The 22809-nt window shown below is 65.6% G+C and carries 18 protein-coding genes; 12 read left to right on the plus strand and 6 right to left on the minus strand.

The genetic code is table 11. The features are described 5' to 3' along the window. Positions 1-82 precede the first annotated feature (82 nt). From A9974_RS08765 to A9974_RS08775, 3 genes are all read right to left on the minus strand, one after another. Positions 83-1549, minus strand: a complete 1467-nt coding sequence (locus A9974_RS08765) for a glutamate synthase subunit beta (RefSeq protein WP_183003721.1) — start codon at positions 1547-1549, stop codon at positions 83-85. 8 nt (positions 1550-1557) lie between these two features. Further along, positions 1558-6297, minus strand: a complete 4740-nt coding sequence (locus A9974_RS08770; RefSeq protein ID WP_183003722.1) for a glutamate synthase-related protein — start codon at positions 6295-6297, stop codon at positions 1558-1560. A 367-nt stretch (positions 6298-6664) separates the two neighbouring features. After that, complete coding sequence (locus tag A9974_RS08775) at positions 6665-7435, minus strand: hypothetical protein (RefSeq protein ID WP_183003723.1); 771 nt, start codon at positions 7433-7435, stop codon at positions 6665-6667. 232 nt (positions 7436-7667) lie between these two features. Between A9974_RS08775 and fghA the strand changes: the two genes are divergently transcribed. The 3 genes from fghA to rpoH all read left to right on the plus strand — a co-directional run bounded on the left by fghA (position 7668) and on the right by rpoH (position 10441). Continuing rightward, a complete protein-coding gene (gene fghA / locus A9974_RS08780) occupies positions 7668-8531 on the plus strand; it encodes an S-formylglutathione hydrolase (protein ID WP_183003724.1) in 864 nt (287 codons plus the stop codon). A 98-nt stretch (positions 8532-8629) separates the two neighbouring features. Beyond that, a complete protein-coding gene (locus tag A9974_RS08785; protein ID WP_183003725.1) occupies positions 8630-9319 on the plus strand; it encodes a hypothetical protein in 690 nt (229 codons plus the stop codon). A 237-nt stretch (positions 9320-9556) separates the two neighbouring features. Further along, positions 9557-10441, plus strand: coding sequence for an RNA polymerase sigma factor RpoH (rpoH, locus tag A9974_RS08790; RefSeq protein WP_183003726.1), 885 nt, complete (start codon positions 9557-9559; stop codon positions 10439-10441). A gap of 295 nt (positions 10442-10736) precedes the next feature. Here the strand turns inward: rpoH and cpdA are convergent, their stop codons facing one another. After that, positions 10737-11576 (minus strand): 3',5'-cyclic-AMP phosphodiesterase, encoded by an 840-nt coding sequence (gene cpdA / locus A9974_RS08795; protein ID WP_183003727.1) that lies wholly within the window; start codon positions 11574-11576, stop codon positions 10737-10739. 187 nt (positions 11577-11763) lie between these two features. Between cpdA and A9974_RS08800 the strand changes: the two genes are divergently transcribed. Then, positions 11764-14580: a cation:proton antiporter gene (locus tag A9974_RS08800; RefSeq protein WP_255468102.1), complete on the plus strand. Its 2817-nt coding sequence runs from the start codon at positions 11764-11766 to the stop codon at positions 14578-14580. Positions 14581-14602: 22 nt separating this feature from the next. Here the strand turns inward: A9974_RS08800 and A9974_RS08805 are convergent, their stop codons facing one another. Next, positions 14603-15409, minus strand: coding sequence for an NUDIX hydrolase family protein (locus A9974_RS08805; RefSeq protein ID WP_183003728.1), 807 nt, complete (start codon positions 15407-15409; stop codon positions 14603-14605). A gap of 291 nt (positions 15410-15700) precedes the next feature. On the opposite strand from A9974_RS08805, the gene coxB reads away from it, so the two are divergent. The 5 genes from coxB to A9974_RS08825 all read left to right on the plus strand — a co-directional run bounded on the left by coxB (position 15701) and on the right by A9974_RS08825 (position 19874). Continuing rightward, positions 15701-16858: a cytochrome c oxidase subunit II gene (gene coxB, locus A9974_RS08810; protein ID WP_183003729.1), complete on the plus strand. Its 1158-nt coding sequence runs from the start codon at positions 15701-15703 to the stop codon at positions 16856-16858. 103 nt (positions 16859-16961) lie between these two features. After that, positions 16962-18569 carry a cytochrome c oxidase subunit I gene (ctaD, locus tag A9974_RS08815; RefSeq protein ID WP_175193296.1) on the plus strand — a complete coding sequence of 536 codons (1608 nt, stop codon included), beginning with the start codon at positions 16962-16964 and terminating at the stop codon, positions 18567-18569. A gap of 35 nt (positions 18570-18604) precedes the next feature. Beyond that, positions 18605-18733, plus strand: coding sequence for a cytochrome oxidase small assembly protein (locus tag A9974_RS29310; RefSeq protein WP_025139907.1), 129 nt, complete (start codon positions 18605-18607; stop codon positions 18731-18733). 2 nt (positions 18734-18735) lie between these two features. After that, the gene (locus A9974_RS08820) at positions 18736-18960 is read left to right on the plus strand and encodes a DUF2970 domain-containing protein (protein WP_006392371.1); all 225 of its coding nucleotides are present in this window, start codon (positions 18736-18738) and stop codon (positions 18958-18960) included. Between the two features lie 38 nt (positions 18961-18998). Beyond that, positions 18999-19874, plus strand: coding sequence for a cytochrome c oxidase subunit 3 (locus A9974_RS08825; RefSeq protein ID WP_183003730.1), 876 nt, complete (start codon positions 18999-19001; stop codon positions 19872-19874). A 181-nt stretch (positions 19875-20055) separates the two neighbouring features. Here A9974_RS08825 and A9974_RS08830 read toward each other — a convergent pair whose 3' ends face one another. After that, positions 20056-20256 carry a twin transmembrane helix small protein gene (locus tag A9974_RS08830; RefSeq protein WP_025139905.1) on the minus strand — a complete coding sequence of 67 codons (201 nt, stop codon included), beginning with the start codon at positions 20254-20256 and terminating at the stop codon, positions 20056-20058. Positions 20257-20292: 36 nt separating this feature from the next. Between A9974_RS08830 and A9974_RS08835 the strand changes: the two genes are divergently transcribed. From A9974_RS08835 to A9974_RS08845, 3 genes are all read left to right on the plus strand, one after another. Continuing rightward, positions 20293-21090, plus strand: coding sequence for an SURF1 family protein (locus A9974_RS08835; RefSeq protein ID WP_183003731.1), 798 nt, complete (start codon positions 20293-20295; stop codon positions 21088-21090). Between the two features lie 87 nt (positions 21091-21177). Further along, positions 21178-21753: a hypothetical protein gene (locus tag A9974_RS08840; RefSeq protein ID WP_183003807.1), complete on the plus strand. Its 576-nt coding sequence runs from the start codon at positions 21178-21180 to the stop codon at positions 21751-21753. 20 nt (positions 21754-21773) lie between these two features. Next, entirely contained in the window at positions 21774-22808 is a 1035-nt protein-coding gene (locus A9974_RS08845) for a heme A synthase (protein ID WP_183003732.1), read from the plus strand. The last annotated feature ends 1 nt before the right edge of the window (position 22809 follow it).

Raw genomic sequence — 22809 nt, forward strand, 5'->3', positions numbered from 1 at the left:
ATATGTCGGTTGCCTGAAAAAACTTCGCCGCCTTGGCATCCAGTGCGCAAGGCGGCGAAATCAGGGCGTCATGCGCCGGGAATCAGCGCGGCAGTTCGCTCGATCCCATCAAATAGGCGTCCACGGAACGGGCGCACTGGCGGCCTTCGCGGATGGCCCAGACCACCAGGGACTGGCCGCGGCGCATGTCGCCGGCGGTGAAGACCTTTTCCACGTTGGTGCGGTAGTCGTCGGTGTTGGCGCGCACGTTGCCGCGCGCATCGCGGTCCACGCCGAAGGCGTCCAGCACCGTCTGCACCGGCGACACGAAGCCCATGGCCAGCAGCACCAGGTCGGCCTTGATCTCGAATTCCGAGCCTTCGACCTCGCGCATCTTCATCTGGCCGGTGGACTCGTCCTTGAACCATTCGACACGGGCGCCGACCAGCTTTTCGACCTTGCCATTGCTGCCCTTGAGCAGCTTGGTGGTCACCGACCAGTCGCGGTCGCAGCCTTCCTCGTGCGAGGACGACGTGCGCATCTTCAGCGGCCAGTAGGGCCACGTCATGGTCTTGTTCTCGGACTCGGGCGGCTGGGGCATCAGTTCGAACTGCGTGACCGAGGCCGCGCCGTGGCGGTTGCTGGTGCCCACGCAGTCGGAGCCGGTGTCGCCGCCACCGATCACCACCACATGCTTGCCCTTGGCCAGCGTCTGGTCGGTGAGGCGGTCGCCCGCCACGGCCTTGTTCTGCTGGCGCAGGAAGTCCATGGCGAAATACACGCCCGACAGTTCACGGCCCGGCACCGGCAGGTCGCGCGGCGTTTCCGAGCCGCCGCTCATCACCACGGCGTCGAATTCGGCCAGCAGCGATTGCGGGGTGCGCACGGTCAGGCCGTCGGCCACCGGGTCAGACGGGTTGCCGATGTAGGTCGACGGCGCGAATTCCACGCCTTCGGCTTCCATCTGCGAGATGCGGCGGTCGATCTGGTGCTTTTCCAGCTTGAAATCGGGGATGCCGTAGCGCAGCAGGCCGCCGATGCGGTCGCTCTTTTCGAACAGGGTCACCGAGTGGCCGGCGCGTGCCAGCTGCTGCGCGCAGGCCATGCCGGCGGGGCCGGAGCCCACGACGGCGACCTTCTTGCCGGTCTTGCGGGCTGGCAACAGCGGTGTGACCCAGCCTTCGGCCCAGCCCTTGTCGATGATCGCGTGTTCGATGGACTTGATGCCGACAGCGTCGCTGTTGATGTTCAAGGTACAGGCGGCTTCACACGGCGCCGGGCAGATGCGGCCGGTGAACTCGGGGAAGTTGTTGGTGGAGTGCAGCACGTCCAGCGCACGGCGCCAGTCCTGCCGGTACACCAGGTCGTTCCAGTCCGGAATGATGTTGTTGACCGGGCAGCCGTTGTTGCAGAACGGAATGCCGCAGTCCATGCAGCGCGCCGCCTGCTGCTTGGCTTGGTCGTCGGTCAGGTGCAGCACGAATTCGCGCCAGTTCTTCAGCCGCTTCTGCGGGGCCTCGGAGGCCTCCTGCAGACGCTGAAATTCCATAAAGCCGGTAATCTTTCCCATGGTATCCCTCACGCAGCCAGTTGTTGCGGGTTGGCTGCACGCCACATTTCACCCAATGCGCGGCGGTAGTCCGTCGGCATGACCTTTACGAATTTGCCGCGCGAAGCTTCCCAGTCGCCCAGGATTTCGCGGGCGCGGAAGCTGCCGGTGTAGCGGAAGTGGTCTTCCACCAGGCGGCGCAGGATGGTTTCATCCGTTTCGCGCTCGCCACCGCGCTGCGCGCTGTGCCAGATGTCGATGTTGTTCTGCGCCTGTTGCTCTGCGTGCGGGGCCACGGCTTCCAGTTCGACCATCGACAGGTTGGCGCGATGCTTGAGCGTGCGCTCGGGGTCCCACACGTACGCCACGCCGCCCGACATGCCTGCCGCGAAGTTGCGGCCGGTGGCGCCCAGCACCACGACGGTGCCGCCGGTCATGTATTCGCAGCCGTGGTCGCCCGTGCCTTCCACCACCGTGGCGGCGCCCGAGTTACGTACCGCGAAACGTTCGCCGGCCACGCCGTTGAAGAACGCTTCACCGGCCAGCGCGCCGTACAGGACGGTGTTGCCGGCGATGATGTGGTCGGGGCCGAAGCCGCGGAAGTCGTTGGGCGAGCGCACGATGATGCGGCCGCCGGACAAGCCCTTGCCGACGTAGTCGTTGCCTTCGCCCACCAGGTCCATGGTGATGCCATGGGCCAGGAAGGCGCCGAAGCTTTGGCCGGCCGTGCCGTTGCACTGGATGTGGATGGTGTCGTCCGGCAGGCCGTCATGGCCGTAGCGCGACGCCACCGCGCCCGACAGCATGGCGCCGATGGTGCGGTTGCGGTTGCGCACCGGCACGATGAACGAGACCTTTTCGCCGCGTTCCAGCGCGGGCTTGCTGCGCTCGATCAGCTGGTGATCCAGCGCGCCGGCCAGGCCGTGGTCCTGCTCTTCGGTCTGGCGCACGTCGGCGTCGGACTGGGTCTGGTGGAATACGCGGGCGAAGTCCAGGCCCTGAGCCTTCCAGTGCTCCACGCCCGAGCGCATGTCCAGCAGGTCGGCGCGGCCGATCAGGTCGTCGAACTTGCGGATGCCCAGCTGGGCCATGATTTCGCGCACTTCCTCAGCGATGAAGAAGAAGAAGTTGACGACGTGTTCGGGCTTGCCCTGGAACTTCTTGCGCAGCACCGGATCTTGCGTGGCCACGCCCACCGGGCAGGTGTTCAGGTGGCACTTGCGCATCATGATGCAGCCTTCCACGACCAGCGGGGCCGTGGCAAAGCCGAATTCGTCGGCGCCCAGTAGCGCGCCGATGACGACGTCGCGGCCGGTCTTCATCTGGCCGTCGGCTTGCACGCGGATGCGGCTGCGCAGGCGGTTCAGGACCAGCGTCTGCTGCGTTTCGGCCAGGCCCAGTTCCCAGGGCGTGCCCACGTGCTTGATGGACGACACCGGCGACGCGCCCGTGCCGCCGTCGTGGCCGGCGATGACGACGTGATCGGCCTTGGCCTTGGCGACACCCGCGGCTACCGTGCCGACGCCCACTTCCGACACCAGCTTGACCGAGATGGAAGCGCGAGCGTTGACGTTCTTCAGGTCGTGGATCAGTTGGGCCAGGTCTTCGATCGAGTAGATGTCATGGTGCGGCGGCGGCGAGATCAGGCCCACGCCCGGCACCGAGTAGCGCAGCTTGGCGATGTATTCCGACACCTTGTGGCCGGGCAGCTGGCCGCCTTCGCCGGGCTTGGCGCCCTGCGCCATCTTGATCTGGATCTGGTCGGCCGAGGACAGGTATTCGGCGGTGACACCGAAGCGGCCCGACGCGACCTGCTTGATCTTCGAGCGCAGCGAGTCGCCCTTCTTGAGCGCGACGTCGGCTTCGATGCGGTCCGAGCCCAGCAGCGAGGCCAGCGTGTCGCCGTCCTTGATGGTGCTCTTGCCTTCGCGCATTTCGGCGCGGTAGCGCAGTTCGTCTTCGCCGCCTTCGCCGGTGTTGGACTTGCCGCCGATGCGGTTCATGGCCACGGCCAGCACCGAGTGGGCCTCGGTCGAGATCGAGCCCAGCGACATGGCGCCGGTGGCAAAGCGCTTGACGATGTCCTTGGCCGATTCGACGTCGTCCAGCGGAATGGCGCGCGACGGATCGAAGCGGAACTCGAACAGGCCGCGCAGCGTCATGTGGCGGCGGCTCTGGTCGTTGATGATCTGCGCGTACTCTTTGTACGTGCGGTAGTTGTTGGCGCGCGAGGCGTGCTGCAGCTTGGCGATGGAATCCGGCGTCCACATGTGCTCTTCGCCGCGCACGCGGTAGGCGTATTCGCCGCCCGCGTCCAGGTCGTTGGCCAGCACCGGGTCGGTGCTGAAGGCGGCGCGGTGCTGGCGCAGCGCTTCTTCGGCGACCTGGAAGATGCCGATGCCTTCGATGTTGGACGAGGTGCCGGTGAAGTATTTGTTCACCAGGCTGCTCTGCAGGCCCACGGCTTCGAAGATCTGGGCGCCCGTATAGGACATGTAGGTGGAAATGCCCATCTTGGACATCACCTTGTTCAGGCCCTTGCCGATCGCCTTGATGAAGTTCTTGACGGCCTTTTCCGGGTCGCTCATCTTGCCCAGCGATTCCAGCGCCAGGTAGGGGTGGATGGCTTCGGCGCCGTAGCCGCCCAGCAGCGCGAAGTGGTGCACTTCGCGGGCCGAGCCGGTTTCGACCACCAGGCCGGTGTTGGTGCGCAGGCCGGCGCGGATCAGGTGCTGGTGCACGGCGGACGTGGCCAGCAGCGCGGGGATGGCCACGCGCTCGTTGTCGACCAGGCGGTCGGACACGATCAGGATGTTGTAGCCGCTTTGCACCGCGTCCACGGCGCGCGCGCACAGCGCGGCCACGCGGGCTTCAATGCCCTCGGGGCCCCAGGCGGCCGGGTACGTGATGTCCAGCTCGAAGCTGCGGAATTTCTTGCCGGTCACCTGCTCGATGTCGCGGATCTGCGCCATGGCGGCGAAATCCAGCACCGGCTGCGAGACTTCCAGGCGCAGCGGCGGGTTGACGTTGTTGATGTCCAGCAGGTTGGGCTTGGGGCCGATGAACGACACCAGCGACATCACCATCTGTTCGCGGATCGGGTCGATCGGCGGGTTGGTGACCTGGGCGAACAATTGGCGGAAATAGTTGTAGAACGGCTTGGCGCGGTCGGACAGCACGGCCAGCGGCGCGTCGTTGCCCATCGAGCCGATCACTTCCTCGCCCGACGAGGCCATCGGTTCCAGGATGAACTTGTAGTCTTCCTGGGTCCAGCCGAACGCCTGCTGGCGGTCCAGCAGCGACACGGACGATTGCGTGGCCACGGCGGCCTGGCGCGGGGCCGGCAGCGATTCCAGCTTGATTTGCAGGCGCTCGATCCATTGGCGGTACGGGCGGCTGTTGGCCAGCTGCAGCTTGATTTCGGCGTCGTCGATGATGCGGCCCTGTTCCAGGTCGATCAGGAACATCTTGCCCGGCTGCAGGCGCCATTTCTTGACGATGCGGTTTTCGGGAATCGACAGCGTGCCGGCTTCCGAGGCCAGGATGACCATGTCGTCATCGGTGACCAGGTAGCGGGCCGGGCGCAGGCCGTTGCGGTCCAGCGTGGCGCCGATCTGGCGGCCGTCGGTGAACGCGACCGCGGCGGGGCCGTCCCACGGCTCCATCATGGCGGCGTGGTACTCGTAGAACGCGCGGCGGCTTTCGTCCATCTGCGTATGCTGTTCCCAGGCTTCCGGGATCATCATCATCATGGCGTGGGCCAGCGAGTAGCCCGAGTTCACCAGGAGTTCCAGGCAGTTGTCGAACGTGGCGGTGTCGGACTGGCCTTCGTAGACGATGGGGTAGAGCTTCTTCAGGTCATCGCCCAGCACGGCCGACTGCATCATGCCTTCGCGGGCGCGCAGCCAGTTGAAGTTGCCCTTGACCGTGTTGATTTCGCCGTTGTGGGCGATCATGCGGTACGGGTGGGCCAGCGGCCAGGCGGGGAACGTGTTGGTCGAGAAACGCTGGTGCACCAGCGCCAGCGCGGACACCGTGCGCGGGTCGGCCAGGTCGCGGTAGTAGCGGCCGACCTGGTCGGCCAGCAGCAGGCCCTTGTAGACCACGGTGCGCACCGAGGCCGACGGCACGAAGTATTCCTTGCCGTGCGCCAGATGCATGTTCTGGATGGCATGGCTGGCGGTCTTGCGGATCACGTACAGCTTGCGCTCGAGCGCGTCGGGCACCATTACGTCGGCGCCGCGGCCGATGAACAGCTGGCGGATCACGGGTTCGCAGTCGCGCACGGTGGGCGACATGGGCATGTCGACGTCCACGGGCACGTTGCGCCAGCCCAGCACGACCTGGCCTTCCGCGCGCACCGAGCGTTCAAGTTCCTGTTCGCACGCCAGGCGCGAGGCGGTTTCCTTGGGCAGGAACACCATCGCCACGCCGTATTCGCCGGGCGGCGGCAGGGTGATGCCGTGCTGGGCGAATTCGTCGCGGTAGAGCGTGTCGGGAATCTGGATCAGGATGCCGGCGCCGTCGCCCATCAGCTTGTCCGCGCCCACCGCGCCGCGGTGATCCAGGTTTTCCAGGATCTTCAGGCCTTGCTGGATGATGGCGTGGCTCTTCTTGCCTTTGATGTGCGCCACGAACCCCACGCCGCAAGCGTCATGTTCGTTCTTGGGGTGGTACAGGCCCTGGGCAGGTGGCAGGCCGATGCGGCTGGCATCGATCGGGGTCGCCTTGGGGGTGGGACAGGAATCGTTCGGGGTAATTTGGGGCATGGCGCGCTCCGCAGTGAGCCTGCGTCGTAATGTTGCAGTGCAGGAGACGGACAATACCCTCGCCAGCAGTAGGGTGCAATAGGAATATAAGGGGTGTGACCCTAATTTATATCATGCACCGCCATAGAGCATTAATATGGTGACGCATCAACAGCCGCGCCGTTAAAGGCCGGACGGGGACGTGCTTTTCATTGTGCGCTCACAAGGGTAGTGAAATCCCTATTTTGACGATGTTTCGTCCCCATTTATTTTGATATTTTGAGGGGCGTCGCGATGCGCTGCCACAGGGCATTTCGTCGGCGAAATGCGACACCGCCTGGCGGGGATCGCTTCAGGCGGGCATGAAAAAGCGCCCGAAGGCGCTATGTCAGGAGGACGAGCCGCTGGTCGTCGGCGGTGACGCCGGCGTGGTGGCGGGGCCGGCTTCGGTGTCGGTCGTGGGTGCGACGGGTTTCTTGCGCGGACGTCCTCGCTGGCCCGGCGCGACCCGGCGGCTGGCGGTATGGGCCAGGCTGGCGATGAAGTTCGCGCCGCCCAAGGCCCACTGACCGGAAACGGCCTGATCGATGCGCTGGGTTTCCTCGCGCGACAGGCCGTCCTGCAGGCGCTTGCGGTAATTGGCCTGGCGGTCGAACGGCGTATTGCCGCAAGCCCAGTAGTCCGCGTGATCCGATTGCCATTGCGCGGGCGCAGCCGTGGTGTTGCCGGTGTGGCTGGAGGCCGACGACCAGGGCCAGGAATCGGGGTCTTGCGAGGCGCCGCTGCGCACCGGGTAGGTTTCGAGCCAGACCAGGGCAGGCAGCACCCATGCGCCGGGTTCCAGCAAAGCGGACCGGTAGCGGCCGGCGAACACCCGGCCGCCCCGCAGGCGCGCGGCCAGGTTGCGGCCCAGCGTCTGCATCAGGCGCGGCAGACCTTCTTCGTCGGCCGGGGTGGCCAGAAGCAGGATGCGGTCGTTGGCGAGTAGCCAGCCGTGCACCGATACCCGGTGGCGCTGGGCGGATTCGCCCAGCCACGCGGCAAGCTGATTGAGGATGTCGGCCGGGGCGGGCTGGGACGGCGCCGCCAGCGGCTGAATGAAGTTGGCCTGCACCAGTTGGGGCAGCCCAGGGGCGTACAGACGGGGCAGACGGGCCATAGTGTCAGGGCTTGCGCTTCCAGAAGAACGGGTTGTCTTCTCTTACTTATATAAATAGTGCCACGGTGGGCGCTGGTCAAGCCCCGTGATCACAATATGGGCACGGAATCGATACTTTTTATGAGAAGGACCCCGTTTCGGGCAGGTTAACATTCGGCGACGGATCGTCGTACCGTGGATATACCCTAATCCCGTACGAATTTATTTCAGCCCCACAGCCCGGAGAACGCTCATGCCCGCCGCCCTGGAACTCATTTCCCAGCATCGCTGTTTTGGCGGCACGCAGCGCTACTACCGTCATGACTCGGCCGAGATCGGCCTGCCGATGCGCTTCTCGGTGTTCGTCCCGCCCCAGGCCGAGCAGGGGCCGGTGCCCGTGCTGTTCTACCTGGCCGGCCTGACCTGCACGGAAGAAACCTTCATGATCAAGGCGGGCGCCCAGCGCCTGGCCGCCGAACTGGGCGTGATGCTGGTGGCGCCCGATACCAGCCCGCGCGGCGCCAACGTGGCCGGCGAAGACGAAAGCTGGGACCTGGGCACGGGCGCCGGCTTCTACCTGGACGCCACCGCCGAGCCCTGGCGCGGGCACTACCGCATGGACAGCTACGTCACGCAGGAGCTGTATGGCATCGTTACCCGCACCCTGCCCGGCGACGCCGCGCGGGTCGGCATCTTCGGCCACTCGATGGGCGGCCACGGCGCGCTGGTGCTGGCGCTGCGCAATCCAGGCAAGTTCCAGTCGGTCTCGGCCTTCGCGCCGATCGCCGCGCCCAGCCAGTGCCCCTGGGGCAGGAAGGCGTTCGGCGCCTACCTGGGCGACCATCCGGACGCCTGGGCGGCTTACGACGCATCCCTGCTGATGCGCGGCCTGCACCAGCCGTTCCCTGGCGGCATCCTGGTCGACCAGGGTACCGCCGACCAGTTCCTGGCCGAGCAGTTGTATCCCGAGGTATTCGAGGCCGCCTGCGCCGCCGCCGGCCAGCCGTTGACGCTGCGCCGTCAGGACGGCTACGACCACGGCTACTACTTTATCTCGACCTTCATCGAAGATCACATCCGGTTTCACGTCGAGCGGCTTGGAAAACCGGCCGTCTAGCGCCCCGCTTCTATACTGGGCAGCCTGCCGAGGCAGGCTCCCGGCGCCCTGTGCGTCGGGTCGCCAGGCCCGGCCTTCTTCGCAAAGGACCGCCTGATTTGATCAACGGAATCGCCCCCTTCGTTTGGATCCTGCTGGCCGCGGTCGTCCTATTCCTGCCGGGCCTCGCGATGCTGCTGGGCAAGGGCGGTCCCCGCGACGAGCGCGGCCGCCGCAGCTTCCAGTTTCGGCCGGTGCGGCGCCTGTTCGGGCTGATGCTGCTGCTCCTGGGCGGGGTGTCCGGCTTGCTGGCGCTGTCGCTGGTGCAGTTCTTCCGGCTGACCACCGACGCGCCCGTCGCCCGGATCGAAGCGCGCCAACAGGCCGAGGGCCAGTACCAGGTCAGCGCCACCGCGCCGGGGGTGGGCGCCAAGCAGTACGTGCTGTACGGCGACCAATGGCAGATCGATGCGCGGGTCGTGCGTTGGCGCCTGCCGGCTCTGATGGCCGGCGTGCCGCCGCTGTATCGGCTGGAACGCCTGTCGGGCCGCTACAGCGATGTCGCCCGCGAGGCATCGGCCACGCGCTCGGTCCACGCCCTGGACGACTGGCCGGCGCCGGACCTGGGCTCGCTCAAGCAAAGTTTTCCGAACTGGTTCCCCTTCGTCGATGTCCAATTTGGCAGCGCGGCCTACATGCCCCTGTTCGACGGCGCGAAGTACCAGGTGTTCATGGACCCTCGCGGCGCGCTGTTCGTCCGTCCGGACGGCGAGGCCACCGCCGAGGCCCTGAAGCGCCTGGGTTGGTAGAAAGATGTGCCCCCACGCCGCAGGCGCTTCGCGCGCTTGCGGCCCCCGATGGGGCTGCCCGCCCTTGGGGCGGCCCGGCGGGCGGACGACGTTGTTGTCGCAGCGTGAAATAAAAATGGGGACGCGTTAAGGAAAGGAAACTTTGACGCGCCGCAATAGTCGAATTAGCACTCCCTTTACTAGAGTGCTAACATCGAATCCATGTCGTTACCCCTTCGCTTTCCGGAGACCGCTGCTATGAAACAACCCAGTACCTCGTTGGCCGCTTCCGGCAACGCCCTGGCGTTGGCCATTGCCAATCCGGGCGCACTCGGCACGATCGACGCGTACATTTCCGCGGTCAACCGCCTGCCGGTCCTGTCCGCCGAGCGCGAGACCGAACTCGGCCGCCGCCTGCGCGACCAGGAAGACCTGGGCGCCGCGCGCGAACTGGTGCTATCCCACCTGCGTCTGGTGGTGTCGGTGGCTCGTCAATACCTGGGCTACGGATTGCCCCACGCCGACCTGATCCAGGAAGGCAACGTCGGCCTGATGAAAGCCGTGAAGCGCTTCGACCCCGAGCGCGGCGTGCGCCTGGTGTCGTTCGCCGTGCACTGGATCAAGGCCGAAATCCACGAATACATCATTCGCAACTGGCGTCTGGTCAAGGTGGCCACCACCAAGGCCCAGCGCAAGCTGTTCTTCAATCTGCGCAGCATGCGCCCCGACGGCCAGACGCTCGACCCTGAACAGGTCGATCACATCGCGCGCGAACTGAACGTGCGCCGCGAAGACGTGAGCGAAATGGAAGTGCGCTTGTCCGGCCGCGACATGTCGCTGGAAAACCAGGACGACGATGACGACAGCTACGCGCCCATCGCCTACCTGTCCGACGAAGGCCGCCAGGAACCGACCCGCGTGCTGGAACGCGCCGCGCGCGACCAGCTGCAAAGCAGCGGCCTGTCCAGCGCCCTCGAAGCCCTGGATCCGCGCTCGCGCCGCATCGTCGAAGCCCGCTGGCTGCAAGACGACGGCGGCGCCACGCTGCACGAACTGGCTCAGGAATTCGGCGTGTCCGCCGAACGCATCCGCCAGATCGAAGCGGCGGCGCTGAAGAAAATGCGCGGCAACCTCGCCGCCTGATTCCGCTACGCGCCACGCAAAGGGCTGCCTTGGGCAGCCCTTTTCTTTTGCGGGTGCCGATCACGGCCCCGGCGACGAGTACCGTCCCGCATCAATAAATTGATACAAATTCATCGCGAAATAACGCACGATTCCAGAAACTTAATGAAGTCCGTACCGCCTAACTTCACGTAGACCGCAAACTTTGGTTGGCAGTCTTGTCATCCGTCTCGGCTTCTCCTCTTTCCCCTCCCCTATGAGACGGATGCTTGCGGGGCACCACGCATATGGTGCCCCGTTTTTTATTGCGCGCTCGCTACGCGGCCTGCGCGCTGTCCGGATCGGCCTGCACCGTATACCACTGCGCGTCTTGCACGCGCCGCACGCCGGTGGCCATCGAACCGTCTTGATAGAGTTTGATCCAGCGGTACCCGGGCGCCAGGTTGTCGACCACGTGCTTGCCGTCGCGGATGCTGAACTGGAAGCAGGTGGAGGGCGTGGCCAGCATGCGCAGGTTGTGGCGCCGGCGGTCGAATTCGTGGTGCACGTGGCCCCACAGCAGCACGCGGACCTGTGGCCAGCGCGTCAGCCGCTTGAAGAGCGCCTGGGGATTGTCGATCATCATCGAGTCGTGCCAGTGGCTGTCGATCTGCATGGGGTTGTGGTGCATCGCCAGCAGCGTGTGCCGCCCGGGTGCATCGGCCAGCGCGGCCTCCAGCAGATCCAACTGGCCGTCGGGCAGATGCCCGGCATTCGATCCCGGCACCGTGGTGTCCAGCGAGACCACCCGCCACGCGCCCACGTCGGTCACGGGCGCCGACCACTCGGGCAGTTCCTGGCGCATCGCCGCCGGCAGGTCGTGGTTGCCGGGCAGGCAGCGAATTTGGGCGCCTGCCAGCGCCGGGGCCGAGCCCAGCATGGCGGCCAGGCGGCGGTAGGCCGCGGGTTCGCCGTCCTGGGACAGGTCGCCGGTAGCCAGGAGCAGGTCGGGATGCTTGTGATCGGCCTCGATCTGGCGCAGCACCGCGCCCAGGCTGGCGTCGGTGTTGACGCCCAGCATCACCGTGTCGGGCTCGCCGAACAGATGGCAATCCGTCAGTTGGACGAGCATGGCCGGGGCGTCATTGCGCCGGGCCAGGGTATGGACGCGTGCCAAGTGCGGCTCCTGCAAAGTTCTGCACGGCCCCTACCTTACCGAAAAAGTCGCGGCCAGGCGCATAGGGCGTGACCCGTCTGGGGTAACGAAACGTGCATGCCCTCTTCTCGGCGCCAAGACTTGCAGGAAAACCCGCTATTCTTGTGGAACTTCTCACAAGCTTCATGATCGGGACGCGGCGCACTCCATGGATGTAGGTTTTCTCGTATTCGGCCTGGCTGGCCTGCTGACCCTGGTGTGCTTCATGCCGCCGCTGGCCGGCCGCCTCAAATTGCCTTACTCGGTGCTGCTGGCAATCGTCGGCTGCTTGCTGGGCATCATCGTGCACGTCCACGGCTGGGCGCCCAGCTGGATCGGCGACTTTCTGGATTCGCTGGAGCGGTTCGAGATCTCGTCCGAGACCTTCCTGATGGTGTTCCTGCCGGTGCTGTTGTTCGAGACCGCGCTGTCCATGAACGTGCGGCGCCTGATGGACGACATCGGCCCCATCCTGATGATGGCCATCGTGGCGGTGGTGGTGTGCACCGTGGTGGTCGGTGTCACGCTGGACGCCATTTCGCCCTACGGGCTCGTCGTGTGCCTGCTGCTGGGCGCCATCGTCGCGACCACGGACCCGGTGGCGGTGGTGGGCATCTTTCGCGAAGTGGGCGCTCCCAAGCGCCTGACCACGCTGGTCGAAGGCGAAAGCCTGTTCAACGACGCCGCGTCCATCGCCTTGTATTCCGTGCTGCTGGCCGTCCTGGGCGGCCATGGCGAGCTGACCGCCAGCGGTATCTTCAATGACTTCATCGTGCACTTCATCGGCGGTGGCATCGCCGGCTTCGCCATGGGGCGGCTGGCCTGTTTCCTGTTCGCCTGGCTGCGCGGTTTTCCCACCGCGGAAATCACGCTGACGCTGACGCTGGCGTACCTGTCCTTCTTCATTTCCGAGCACTACCTGAACGTCTCGGGCGTGGTCGCCACGGTGATCGCCGGCCTGGTGGTGGGGTCGACCGGCCGCACCCGCATGTCGCCCACCACCTTCGAATACCTGGCCAGCGCCTGGGAGCAATTCGGGTTCTGGGCCAACTCCCTCATCTTCCTGTTCGCGGCCATGCTGATCCCGAAGCTGATGGCCGCGGCCGATTGGCAGGAACTGGTGTTGGTCGGCGTGGTGTTCGTGGTGACGCTGGTCGCGCGCGCGATCGTGGTGTTCGGCCTGCTGCCGCTGCTGGGGTTGACCCGCCTGGGCACCAAGGTCAGCAACCCCTATAAGGTCGTGATGCTGTGGGGCGGCCTGCGCGGCGCCGTGTCGCTGGCGCTGGCGCTGGCCGTCACCGAGCAGACCGGCGTGCCCGAAGAGGCGCGCCAGTTCATTGCTGTGGCTACCACCGGCTTCGTGCTGCTGACTTTGTTCGTCAACGGCATCAGCCTGCGGCCGCTGATCCGCATGCTGGGGCTGAACCAGCTGTCGCCGGTCGAGCGCACCATCCGCAACCAGGCGCTGGCCGTGGCGCTGGAAGACCTGCAGGGCAAGACCGACGAGGTGGCCAAGACCGAGCACATCGGCACCGAGGTGCGCGACCGCATCCGCGCCGTGTTCGATGCCAGCCTGACCAGCGTGCACGACGGCCAGGTCAGCCAGATGAGCGACGAGCAGCGCGTGTCGGTCGGCCTGGCCATCGTGGCGCAGCGCGAAGAGGAAATGTTCTTTGACATCCTCAAGGCGCAGATCGTCGATTGGCGCATGGCCGAGGCTCTGCTGGCGCGGGCCGAACGGCTGGAGGACGCCATCCGCATGGGCGGCGTGCCGGGCTTCGAGCGCGCCATCGTTGCCGACGTGCGCTATTCCACCGGGTTCCGCCTGGCCTTGCGGCTGCACTACCTGTTCGGTTTCCAGGGGTGGCTGGCGCGCGAGCTGGGCCAGCGCTTCGCCAACCTGATGAGCAAGCGGTCGGTGGCCCAGCGCCTGATCGTGTTCGCGCGCGAGCAGATCACGCCGCTGCTGGGCGAGGCCGCGACGCAGCGCATCGTGGCGCTGCACCAGCGGCGCCTGGACCTGATCGAAAACGCCATGCAGGCCCTGAACCTGCAGTACCCGTCGTATGCGCAGTGGTTGCAGGAAAGCTACCTGGGCCGCGTGGCCCGCGAGCTGGAACGCATCCGCTACCGCGACATGCTCGAGCAGTTCCTGATCAGCGGCGAGGTCTATGCCGACCTGATGGCGCAATTGAAGAGCCGCTGGTCGCATATCGACACGCACCCGCCGCTGGATATCGAAATGAGCGCGGCCGACCTGATCAACCGCGTGCCACTGTTCGAGGGCCTGTCGGCCGATTCGTTGCGCGCCATCAGCAAGCTGCTCAAGCCGCGCCTGTCGCTGCCCGATCAGCGCGTGCTGACCAAGGGCCGGCACGGCGAGGAAATGTGCTTCGTGGCGTCCGGCGCCGTGGCGGTGCACCTGCCGGACAACACCATGATCGAACTGGGCAGCGGCGAGTTCTTCGGCGAATTGGGCCTGCTGGGCGAGCAGCAGATCGCGCCGGAGGTGACCTCGCTGGGCTACAGCAAGCTGCTGATGCTGTCGTCGCGCGATTTCCATGCCCTGCTGGCGCGCGATGAGCATCTGCGTGAACGCATCCAGGTGGTCGCCAAGCAGCGGCTGCGCGCCATCGAGGTCTGGAAGCAATTCTCGCAGGCCTCGAACGCGGCGCCGGCGCCGGTGCCCGCGCCGGTTTCGGCGCCCACGCCCTCGCAGGCGGCGGAAGCCGCCGAGGCCGCGGGGGCGGGGTCGTCAGATAGCGGCATCGACGAGCGCGCCGCCCGCGCATTGCGGGAAGCGGGCCTGCACGAAGGCGGCAAGCCCGAGGCTGGCGGGAAGGCCGTGCCGCGCGAAGCCGGCCAGCACGAAGCCCCCAAGCACGAAGCGCCGCAAAGCGCCGAGTTGCATGAAGCGGACGAATCGCAGGACGGCGAATCCCGGCGTCCCGGCGTGCTGGGCGAACCCGGCGTGCAGCCGCGCTAGCGCGGCCGCGGGCCGCGCGGCGTCAGATGTCGCCGGCGGCCTGGCGCTGCATGATGTCTTCGATGATCACCAGCGCGGCTTCCAGGGTGAATTCGCCCTCGGCCACCCGGCGCACGGCCGTGGCCACGTCGACGGCGGCGATTTCCATGACTTCGCCGTCCCGGTTGGCGGGGCGGGCATCGGCCGCCAGCACGCAGGTGCTGGTCAGCACGTCTTCCACCTGATAGCCCTCGGGCAGGCGGCGGTGGATGCGCAGAATGGTACGCAGCGGCGAGCGCCGCACCAGGTCCGGTGCGTCCAGGCCGGCTTCTTCGCCGCATTCGCGCACCAGCGCCGTTTCCAGGTCTTCGCCGCAGCCGGCCAGCCCGCCCACCAGGGTGTCCCACATGCCGGGATCGGTGGATTTGCTCAAGGCCCGCCGCGCGATCCAGACGCGGCCATCCGGCGTCCAGGCGTTCAGGTGCACGGCCTTGGTCAGCAGGCCCAGCGGACGCACCGCCGCGCGTTCGATGACGCCGAGCGAGGTTTCGCCGTCCAGCACGTCCAGCAATTCATCGCGCCAGCCGCGCAGGCAGTTGGCTTGGCGCAACAGTTGCGCGGCCTGTTCCAGCACCGCGTTCAGGGCCGCGCCGGGAGTGAGCGCCGCGCCGATGCGCAGCGCCGCATCGTCGACCTCGATGTGGTCGGCCCCTTGCAGCGCGTCGCATGCCGCATGCGTAGCCCAGCCGCAGCGCCGCCCCGCTATATATAAAGCATGTGCGCCCACGGGGGCGGGCTCTTGGGCGCGTGCGCTCAGGTCGGCATATAAATCGGACAACTGCTTGGGCATCGTGGGGCCGGAGTAATGAGACTGTGCGGGATTTTATGCCACCCGCTTTGGCCGGCGCGTCAATAGGGGTCGGCCAGATGGGGGCAGGTAGCATGAATTCAAGAGCACAAACTTACATCTATTTGTGCGTCCGCTATAATCCGCCAGTTTCTTTGTGATTTCGAGTGGGAATGCGGGGGCCGCTCTATCTCCCTGCCTAGCCCTGCCATCTAATAATTGCGCGTAGTCCTGTTGCAGTGACATCCGTGCCACTAGGCGACAAGGGCCCTCGCGCCGTGTTTCGAGGTAAGCATGAAGAAGTGGAGAGGGATACTGGGAGCTTGTGCGATGCTGATTGGCAGCGTGGCCGGCGCTCAGGTGCAAGACATGCCCGGCGGCCCGAAGGTCAATCAGCTGAACCTGCACGAAGGCGTTACGCAGATCACGCGTGATGTCATGTGGCTGCACTGGATGCTGCTCACGATCTGTATCGTGATTTTCGTCGGCGTCTTCGGAGTGATGTTCTACTCCATCTGGGCGCATCGCAAGTCACGCGGGCACAAGCCCGCGATCTTCCACGAACACCTTGGCGTGGAAGTGGCCTGGACGGTCATCCCCTTCATCATCGTCATCGCCATGGCGCTGCCGGCCACCAAGACGGTCGTCGCCATGAAAGACACTTCCAGCGCCGATCTCACCGTCAAGGTCACCGGCTACCAATGGAAGTGGGGCTACGAATACCTCGATGGCTCCGCCGCCGGCATCAAGTTCCTCGCCACGCTGTCGACACCGCGCGCCCAGATCGAGAACCGCGAGCCCAAGGGCGAGTTCTATCTCATGGAGACGGACAACCACATGGTGGTGCCCGTCGACAAGAAGATCCGCGTCGTGCTCACCGCGGCCGACGTCATCCACTCCTGGATGATTCCCGACTTCGGCGTCAAGCAGGATGCCATTCCCGGCTTCCTGCGCGATGCCTGGTTCCGCGCTGAAAAGCCCGGTATCTATCGTGGTCAATGCGCCGAGCTTTGCGGCAAGGACCACGCCTTCATGCCCATCGTCGTGGAAGTCCTGGCACAGGCCGACTACGATAAGTGGGTGGAAGACCAAAAGAAGAAGATGGCGGCAAACGCCGACGATCCCAATAAAGAGTGGACGGAAGCCGAACTGGTTGCCCGTGGCGAGAAGGTCTTCGCCGCCAATTGCGTGGCCTGTCACCAGGCCAACGGCAAGGGCATCCCGGGCAGCTTCCCCGCGCTCGACGGAGACAAGGTTGTTCTGGGCCCGAAGGCGGCCCAGATCAACACCGTGCTGAAGGGCAAGCCCGGCACCGCCATGGCGGCGTTCGGCGGGCAGCTCAACGATGTCGAAATCGCAGCGGTCATCAGCTATACGCGCCATGCCTGGAGCAATGCCGGCAAGGGGCAGGACCCGACAGTCATGCCGAAGGACGTCGCGGCCGCGCGTTGATCGCGCCCCGCGTTTTCCCATCGTCAGAGCTGGTTCCGTTTAGTTAGAGATACCCTGCCGGTTCCGTGGAACGGGGCCGGCACTCAGCAGGAAGGAGTCCATCATGAGCAGCGTCACTGTAGACCACGTGTCGCCGGGCCACGGCCACGGTCACGATGACCACCACCACGCCATGCCCACGGGCTGGCGCCGCTGGCTTTTCGCCACGAACCACAAAGACATCGGGACGATGTATCTCATCTTCTCGTTCGTCATGCTGCTCGAGGGCGGCACGCTGGCATTGCTGCTGCGTACCGAGCTCTTCGAGCCGGGCCTGCAGTTCTTCCGCCCCGAATTGTTCAACCAGTTCACCACGATGCACGGCCTGATCATGGTGTTCGGCGCCATCATGCCGGCGTTCGTGGGTTTCGCGAACTGGATGATCCCGATGCAGATCGGCGCGTCCGACATGGCTTTCGCGCGCATGAACAACTTCAGCTTCTGGCTGCTGCCGGTGGCCGCGATCATGCTGACCGCCTCGTTCTTCGTGCCGGGCGGCGCCACCGCCGCGGGCTGGACGCTGTACGCGCCGCTGTCGCTGCAGATGGGCCCGGGCATGGACCTGGCCATTTTCGCCATGCACATCATGGGCGCATCGTCCATCATGGGCGCCATCAACATCATCGTGACCGTGCTGAACATGCGCGCGCCCGGCCTGACGCTGATGAAGATGCCGCTGTTCTGCTGGACCTGGCTGATCACCGCGTTCCTGCTGCTGGCCGTGATGCCGGTGCTGGCCGCCGCCATCACCATGGTGCTGACCGACCGCCACTTCGGCACGGGCTTTTTCAACGCCGCAGCCGGCGGCGACCCGGTCCTGTACCAGCACGTGTTCTGGTTCTTCGGGCACCCCGAGGTCTACATCATGATCTTGCCGGCGTTCGGTATCGTGTCGGCCATCGTGCCGGCCTTCGCCCGCAAGAAGCTGTTCGGCTATGCCTCGATGGTGTACGCCACCGCTTCGATCGCCGTGCTGTCGTTCATCGTGTGGGCGCACCACATGTTCACGACGGGCATGCCGGTCACCGGGCAGCTCTACTTCATGTACGCCACCATGCTCATCTCCATCCCGACCGGGGTGAAGGTGTTCAACTGGGTCGCCACCATGTGGCGCGGCTCCATGACGTTCGAGACCCCGATGCTGTTCTCGATCGGCTTCATCTTCGTGTTCACCATGGGCGGCTTCACCGGCCTGATCCTGTCGGTGGCGCCAATCGACATCCAGGTGCATGACACGTATTACGTGGTGGCCCACTTCCATTACGTGCTGGTGGCCGGCTCGCTGTTCGCCCTGTTCGCCGGCACCTATTACTGGCTGCCCAAGTGGACCGGCCGCATGTACAGCGAAAAACTGGGCAAGCTGCACTTCTGGTCGACGCTGATCTCGTTCAACGTGACCTTCTTCCCGATGCACTTCCTGGGCCTGGCCGGCATGCCGCGCCGTTACGCCGACTACGCCGCGCAGTTCACGACGTTCCACCAGATCGCCACCATCGGCGCCTTCTGGTTCGGCCTGTCGCAGCTGATCTTCCTGTGGGCGGTCCTGCGCTGCTACATGGGCAAGGGCGAAGTGGCCTCGGCCAAGCCGTGGGAAGGCGCCGAAGGGCTGGAATGGACCGTGCCGTCGCCGGCGCCGTTCCATACCTTCGAGACGCCGCCCGAAGTCAAGTAAGTCCGACTCCCCTCTACGCAACAGGCAGCATAGCAATGACACCCGAGCAGCGCCGTCGCAACAAGATCGCAGGACTGATTCTGCTGGTATTTGTCATTGCCGTGTTTGCCTGGACCGTATTCCGCGGGTCGGCGCTGTTGACGGGCAAAGCCGTCGGCGGTTAGCCATGAGCGATGACCTGCGCGAATCCGCCCAGCGCAAGCTGAGCTTTCTTCAGACGATGAAGGCGGTGGCGTGGGGGTTTTTCGGTGTCCGCAAGGGCGCAGGCTACCGCGAGGACAGCGCCCGGCTCAATCCGGTCCATGTGATCGTGGCGGGGTTGTTGGCGGCGGCCATCTTCGTGACCGTGCTGGTGTTAATTGTGCGTTGGGCCGTATCCAGCCTGACTTGAATCACTTAATTCTATAAATCAGTACCAGGGAGAAAGCCATGAGTGCAAGCCACTCGGTTCAAGGAAAAGAGGCACCGTACTACTTCGTGCCCGCCGACTCGGGGCACCCCGTGCGCACGGCCGTGGCGCTGCTGCTCATGGGCCTGGGCGCCGCGGGCTGGATCAACGGCGTCAGCTGGGCCAAGTGGTCGGTGCTGGCGGGTTTCGTCGCGCTGATCGTCATCTTGTACTACTGGTTCGGCGACGCCATCCAGGAATCCGAAGCCGGCATGAACAGCAAGCGCATCGACGGATCCTACCGTTGGGGCATGAGCTGGTTCATCTTCTCGGAAGTCATGTTCTTCGCGGCGTTCTTCGGCGCCCTCTGGTACGTGCGCACCATCACCACGCCGTGGCTGGGCGACATGGACCACCGCCTGATGCTGTGGCCCGACTTCCAGGCCGTGTGGCCCAACTTCGGTCCGGCCGGCGTGGTCGAGCACTTCCAGACCGTCGGCCCGTTCTGGCTGCCCACGATCAACACCGCGCTGCTGCTGAGCTCGGGCGTGACGCTGACCATCGCTCACCATGCGCTGCGTGAAAACCACCGTGGCAAGACCATGTTCTGGCTGGCCGCCACCGTGATCCTGGGCTTCATCTTCGTGGCCTGTCAGGCCGCCGAATACCACCACGCCTATACCGAGCTGAACCTCAAGTTCAATTCGGGCGCCTACGGTTCGCTGTTCTACATGCTGACGGGCTTTCACGGCTTCCACGTGATCCTGGGCGCCACGATGCTGACGGTCATCCTGATCCGCCTGATGCGCGGCCATTTCACGGCCGATCATCACTTCGGCTTCGAAGGCGCCGCCTGGTACTGGCACTTCGTGGATGTGGTGTGGCTGGGCCTGTATCTGTTCGTCTACTGGTTCTGAGGGACGGGCCCGGCGTTGCCGGGCCTGGGCCGATCAGCTGAACGGGGCGAGGTCAGCGAGCCGCCGGGGAAAAACCGGCGCCGCGGGCCTCGCCCTTGGCATAACGGCGGTCCGTGTTCCAATACGGCTGGCCTGACCGGCGGGTTGCCTGGTTCATGCCGGGAACCGGCCGGGGCCGGGCCTATCTAAAACCGGTGCTTTCGATCCAGCCCATGTGATGGGCGAACAGCACGAACAGGAACAGGGCCACCGACAGGCCGATGCGCACCGTCAGCGCATTGACCGTGCGGCTGGTGGTGCCTTTGTCCCGCATCAGGTAGACCAGGGCGGATGCCAGACTGGCCAGGATACCGATGAAGGCCAGAACGACGAAAACGCGCATGATGGTCTCCGGACAAATCAGAGTTATTGAAGACAAATGGCCCGACCGCATTCGACTCGCTACACCGTAGCCGCTTTACTTCTGCTTGGGATCGCCGTGGTGATCCTGACGTCGTTGGGCCAGTGGCAATTGCGGCGCGCCGATGAGCGACGCGCCATTCTGGCGGCTATCGAGGCCGGCCGCAAGCAAGCGCCGCTGGTGCTGGCGCCGTCGACGCCGCCGGGCGACATGAAGCCTTGGCGCGTGGCGCAGGCCTCCGGTTCGTGGCTGCCGCAATTCAGTGTACTGCTGGATAACCGCAATCACGAGGGCAGGCCCGGCTATTGGCTGGCCACGCCCCTGCTGCTGGACGACGCCAGCCACACGGCCGTGCTGGTGCTGCGCGGCTGGCTGCCGCGGGTGATCCAGGGCCAGGGCCAGCCGGTCTTGCCGGCCACGCTGCCGGACGGGCAGGCCATCAAGGGCGAGCTGTCCGAGCGCGTGCCGCGCATGTTCGAACTCTGGTCGCTGGGGGGGCAAGACACCTCCAGCCTGCCGGCCACGCTGCCGGTCGCCGGTGGCGCCGTGCCGCAGGTGCAGAATCTGCCGCTGGACGCCTACGCCAAAGCCACCGGGCTGACGTTGCTGCCGACCGTGGTGAGCCAGTTCGGCACCGGCGCGGATGACGGCCTGGTGCACGACTGGCCCGAGCCGTCGGTGGATTTCCAGAAGAACACCTTCTATGCAGTGCAGTGGTTTTCCTTCGCTTTGTTCGCCGCCATCGCCTGGCTGGTGGTGCTGGGGGGCGCCATCAAGCGCATGCGCCAGCGCGCGTCCAATGACCCGGCGGCCTGACCGCCCGGCTTTCCCGACAACAGGATCCCAAAAAAAGTGGCTCGCGACCTGACTTCTTCCAAACCCGCCAAGCGTTCGCTGGTGCCGATGGTGCTGGTGTTCCTGTGCACGCTGGCGCCCATCGTGGCGGCATTCGTGGTGTACATGAACCCGCAGTGGTGGCCCGAAGACGCCAGCAACTACGGCGAACTGGTGACGCCGCAGCGCGCCATGCCGGCGCCCGAGGCGCTCAAGCTGACCACGCTGGACGGCAAGCCGTTCGACCTGCAAAGCCTGAAGGGCAAGTGGCTGCTGGTGGCGGCCGACGGCGCGGCCTGCCCGGAAAGCTGCGCCCGCAAGCTCTACATCACCCGCAATACCCACGCCAGCCAGGGCAAGAACGTCGACCGGCTGACGCGGGTCTGGTTCATCACCGACGATGCCCAGGTGCCGGACAAGGTGATGGAAGCCTACAAGGGCACGGTCATGCTGCGCGCCGATCCTGACCAGCTGGCGCGCTATCTGCTGGCGCGCGACGCCGCCGCCGGCCAGCCCGGCCTGGCGGATCCGATCTGGGTGATCGACCCCCTGGGTAATCTGATGATGCAATATCCCGCCGACGCCGACGGCGTGAAGGTGCGCAAGGACATCAGTAAATTGGTCTATAACTCGCGCATCGGTTGAATCGGTATTTATTGAATTCCATGGAACGCATCAAAGCGCGGTATCGCAAGCTCGTTTTCTTCACCTGGTTCCTGACCCTGGACCTGATCATGTTCGGCGCTTTCGTGCGCCTGACGGATTCCGGCCTGGGCTGCCCTGACTGGCCCGGTTGCTACGGCAAGGTCACGCCGCTGGGCGCCATGGGCGACATCCACCAGGCCTCGCAGGCCATGCCGTTCGGCCCGGTGACGCTGTCCAAGGCCTGGATCGAAATGATCCACCGCTACGTCGGCACCATCCTGGGCATGCTGATCATCGCCATCGTCTACATGGCCTGGCGCTACCGGCGCGAACTGGGCCGGTCGCCGGCCCTGGCAGTCACGACGCTGGTGGCCGTGTGCGTGCAGGGCGCGTTCGGCGCCTGGACCGTGACGCACAAGCTCATGCCCGCCGTCGTGACGGCGCACCTGGTGTTCGGCCTGTCGGTGCTGGCGCTGATGACCTGGCTGTCGGCGCGCGAGCGGCCGCACCTGGCCGTGGCGGCCGCGGCCGCGCGTTTCAAGCCTTGGGTGGTGGGCGGCTTCGTGCTGTTATTGATCCAGGTGACGCTGGGCGGCTGGGTCAGCACCAACTACGCCGCGCTGGCCTGCATGGATTTCCCCATGTGCCACGGTAAATGGGTGCCGGACATGGACTTCCACGGCGGCTATTCCATCATCCGCGGCCTGGGCGAGCTGCCGTCCGGCGAAATGATTTCCCAGCCCGCGCTGACGGCGATCCACTGGGTGCACCGCAATTTCGCCTTCGTGGTGTTCGCCTACCTGGGCGTGCTGGCGTGGCGGCTGCGGTCGGACGCCGGGCTGCGCGGCCCGGCCACGCTGATGCTGGCGCTGTTGGCTGCGCAGCTCCTGACCGGCCTGACCACCATTTTCTTTCAGTGGCCGCTCCTGATCGCCGTGCTGCACAATGGCGGCGCGGCGGGCTTGACTCTGGCCGCGGTGGTCCTGATGGTCCGCTTGGCCACCGCCGGACAGGCGCCGGCCGGGGGCTACGGCCCCAATTCGGTGCGCGTTTAAA

Source organism: Achromobacter sp. UMC71 (assembly GCF_014170305.1).
Taxonomy (GTDB): Bacteria; Pseudomonadota; Gammaproteobacteria; order Burkholderiales; family Burkholderiaceae_B; genus Achromobacter.

What these genes read in the sequence shown, in the direction of transcription:
- A9974_RS08765 (WP_183003721.1), bottom strand. Translation starts at nt 1,549, where the DNA reads ATGGGAAAGATTACCGGCTTTATGGAATTTCAGCGTCTGCAGGAGGCC.
- A9974_RS08770 (WP_183003722.1), bottom strand. Translation starts at nt 6,297, where the DNA reads ATGCCCCAAATTACCCCGAACGATTCCTGTCCCACCCCCAAGGCGACC.
- A9974_RS08775 (WP_183003723.1), bottom strand. Translation starts at nt 7,435, where the DNA reads ATGGCCCGTCTGCCCCGTCTGTACGCCCCTGGGCTGCCCCAACTGGTG.
- fghA (WP_183003724.1), top strand. Translation starts at nt 7,668, where the DNA reads ATGCCCGCCGCCCTGGAACTCATTTCCCAGCATCGCTGTTTTGGCGGC.
- rpoH (WP_183003726.1), top strand. Translation starts at nt 9,557, where the DNA reads ATGAAACAACCCAGTACCTCGTTGGCCGCTTCCGGCAACGCCCTGGCG.
- A9974_RS08800 (WP_255468102.1), top strand. Translation starts at nt 11,764, where the DNA reads ATGGATGTAGGTTTTCTCGTATTCGGCCTGGCTGGCCTGCTGACCCTG.
- A9974_RS08805 (WP_183003728.1), bottom strand. Translation starts at nt 15,409, where the DNA reads ATGCCCAAGCAGTTGTCCGATTTATATGCCGACCTGAGCGCACGCGCC.
- coxB (WP_183003729.1), top strand. Translation starts at nt 15,701, where the DNA reads ATGAAGAAGTGGAGAGGGATACTGGGAGCTTGTGCGATGCTGATTGGC.
- ctaD (WP_175193296.1), top strand. Translation starts at nt 16,962, where the DNA reads ATGAGCAGCGTCACTGTAGACCACGTGTCGCCGGGCCACGGCCACGGT.
- A9974_RS29310 (WP_025139907.1), top strand. Translation starts at nt 18,605, where the DNA reads ATGACACCCGAGCAGCGCCGTCGCAACAAGATCGCAGGACTGATTCTG.
- A9974_RS08820 (WP_006392371.1), top strand. Translation starts at nt 18,736, where the DNA reads ATGAGCGATGACCTGCGCGAATCCGCCCAGCGCAAGCTGAGCTTTCTT.
- A9974_RS08825 (WP_183003730.1), top strand. Translation starts at nt 18,999, where the DNA reads ATGAGTGCAAGCCACTCGGTTCAAGGAAAAGAGGCACCGTACTACTTC.
- A9974_RS08830 (WP_025139905.1), bottom strand. Translation starts at nt 20,256, where the DNA reads ATGCGCGTTTTCGTCGTTCTGGCCTTCATCGGTATCCTGGCCAGTCTG.
- A9974_RS08835 (WP_183003731.1), top strand. Translation starts at nt 20,293, where the DNA reads ATGGCCCGACCGCATTCGACTCGCTACACCGTAGCCGCTTTACTTCTG.
- A9974_RS08840 (WP_183003807.1), top strand. Translation starts at nt 21,178, where the DNA reads ATGGTGCTGGTGTTCCTGTGCACGCTGGCGCCCATCGTGGCGGCATTC.
- A9974_RS08845 (WP_183003732.1), top strand. Translation starts at nt 21,774, where the DNA reads ATGGAACGCATCAAAGCGCGGTATCGCAAGCTCGTTTTCTTCACCTGG.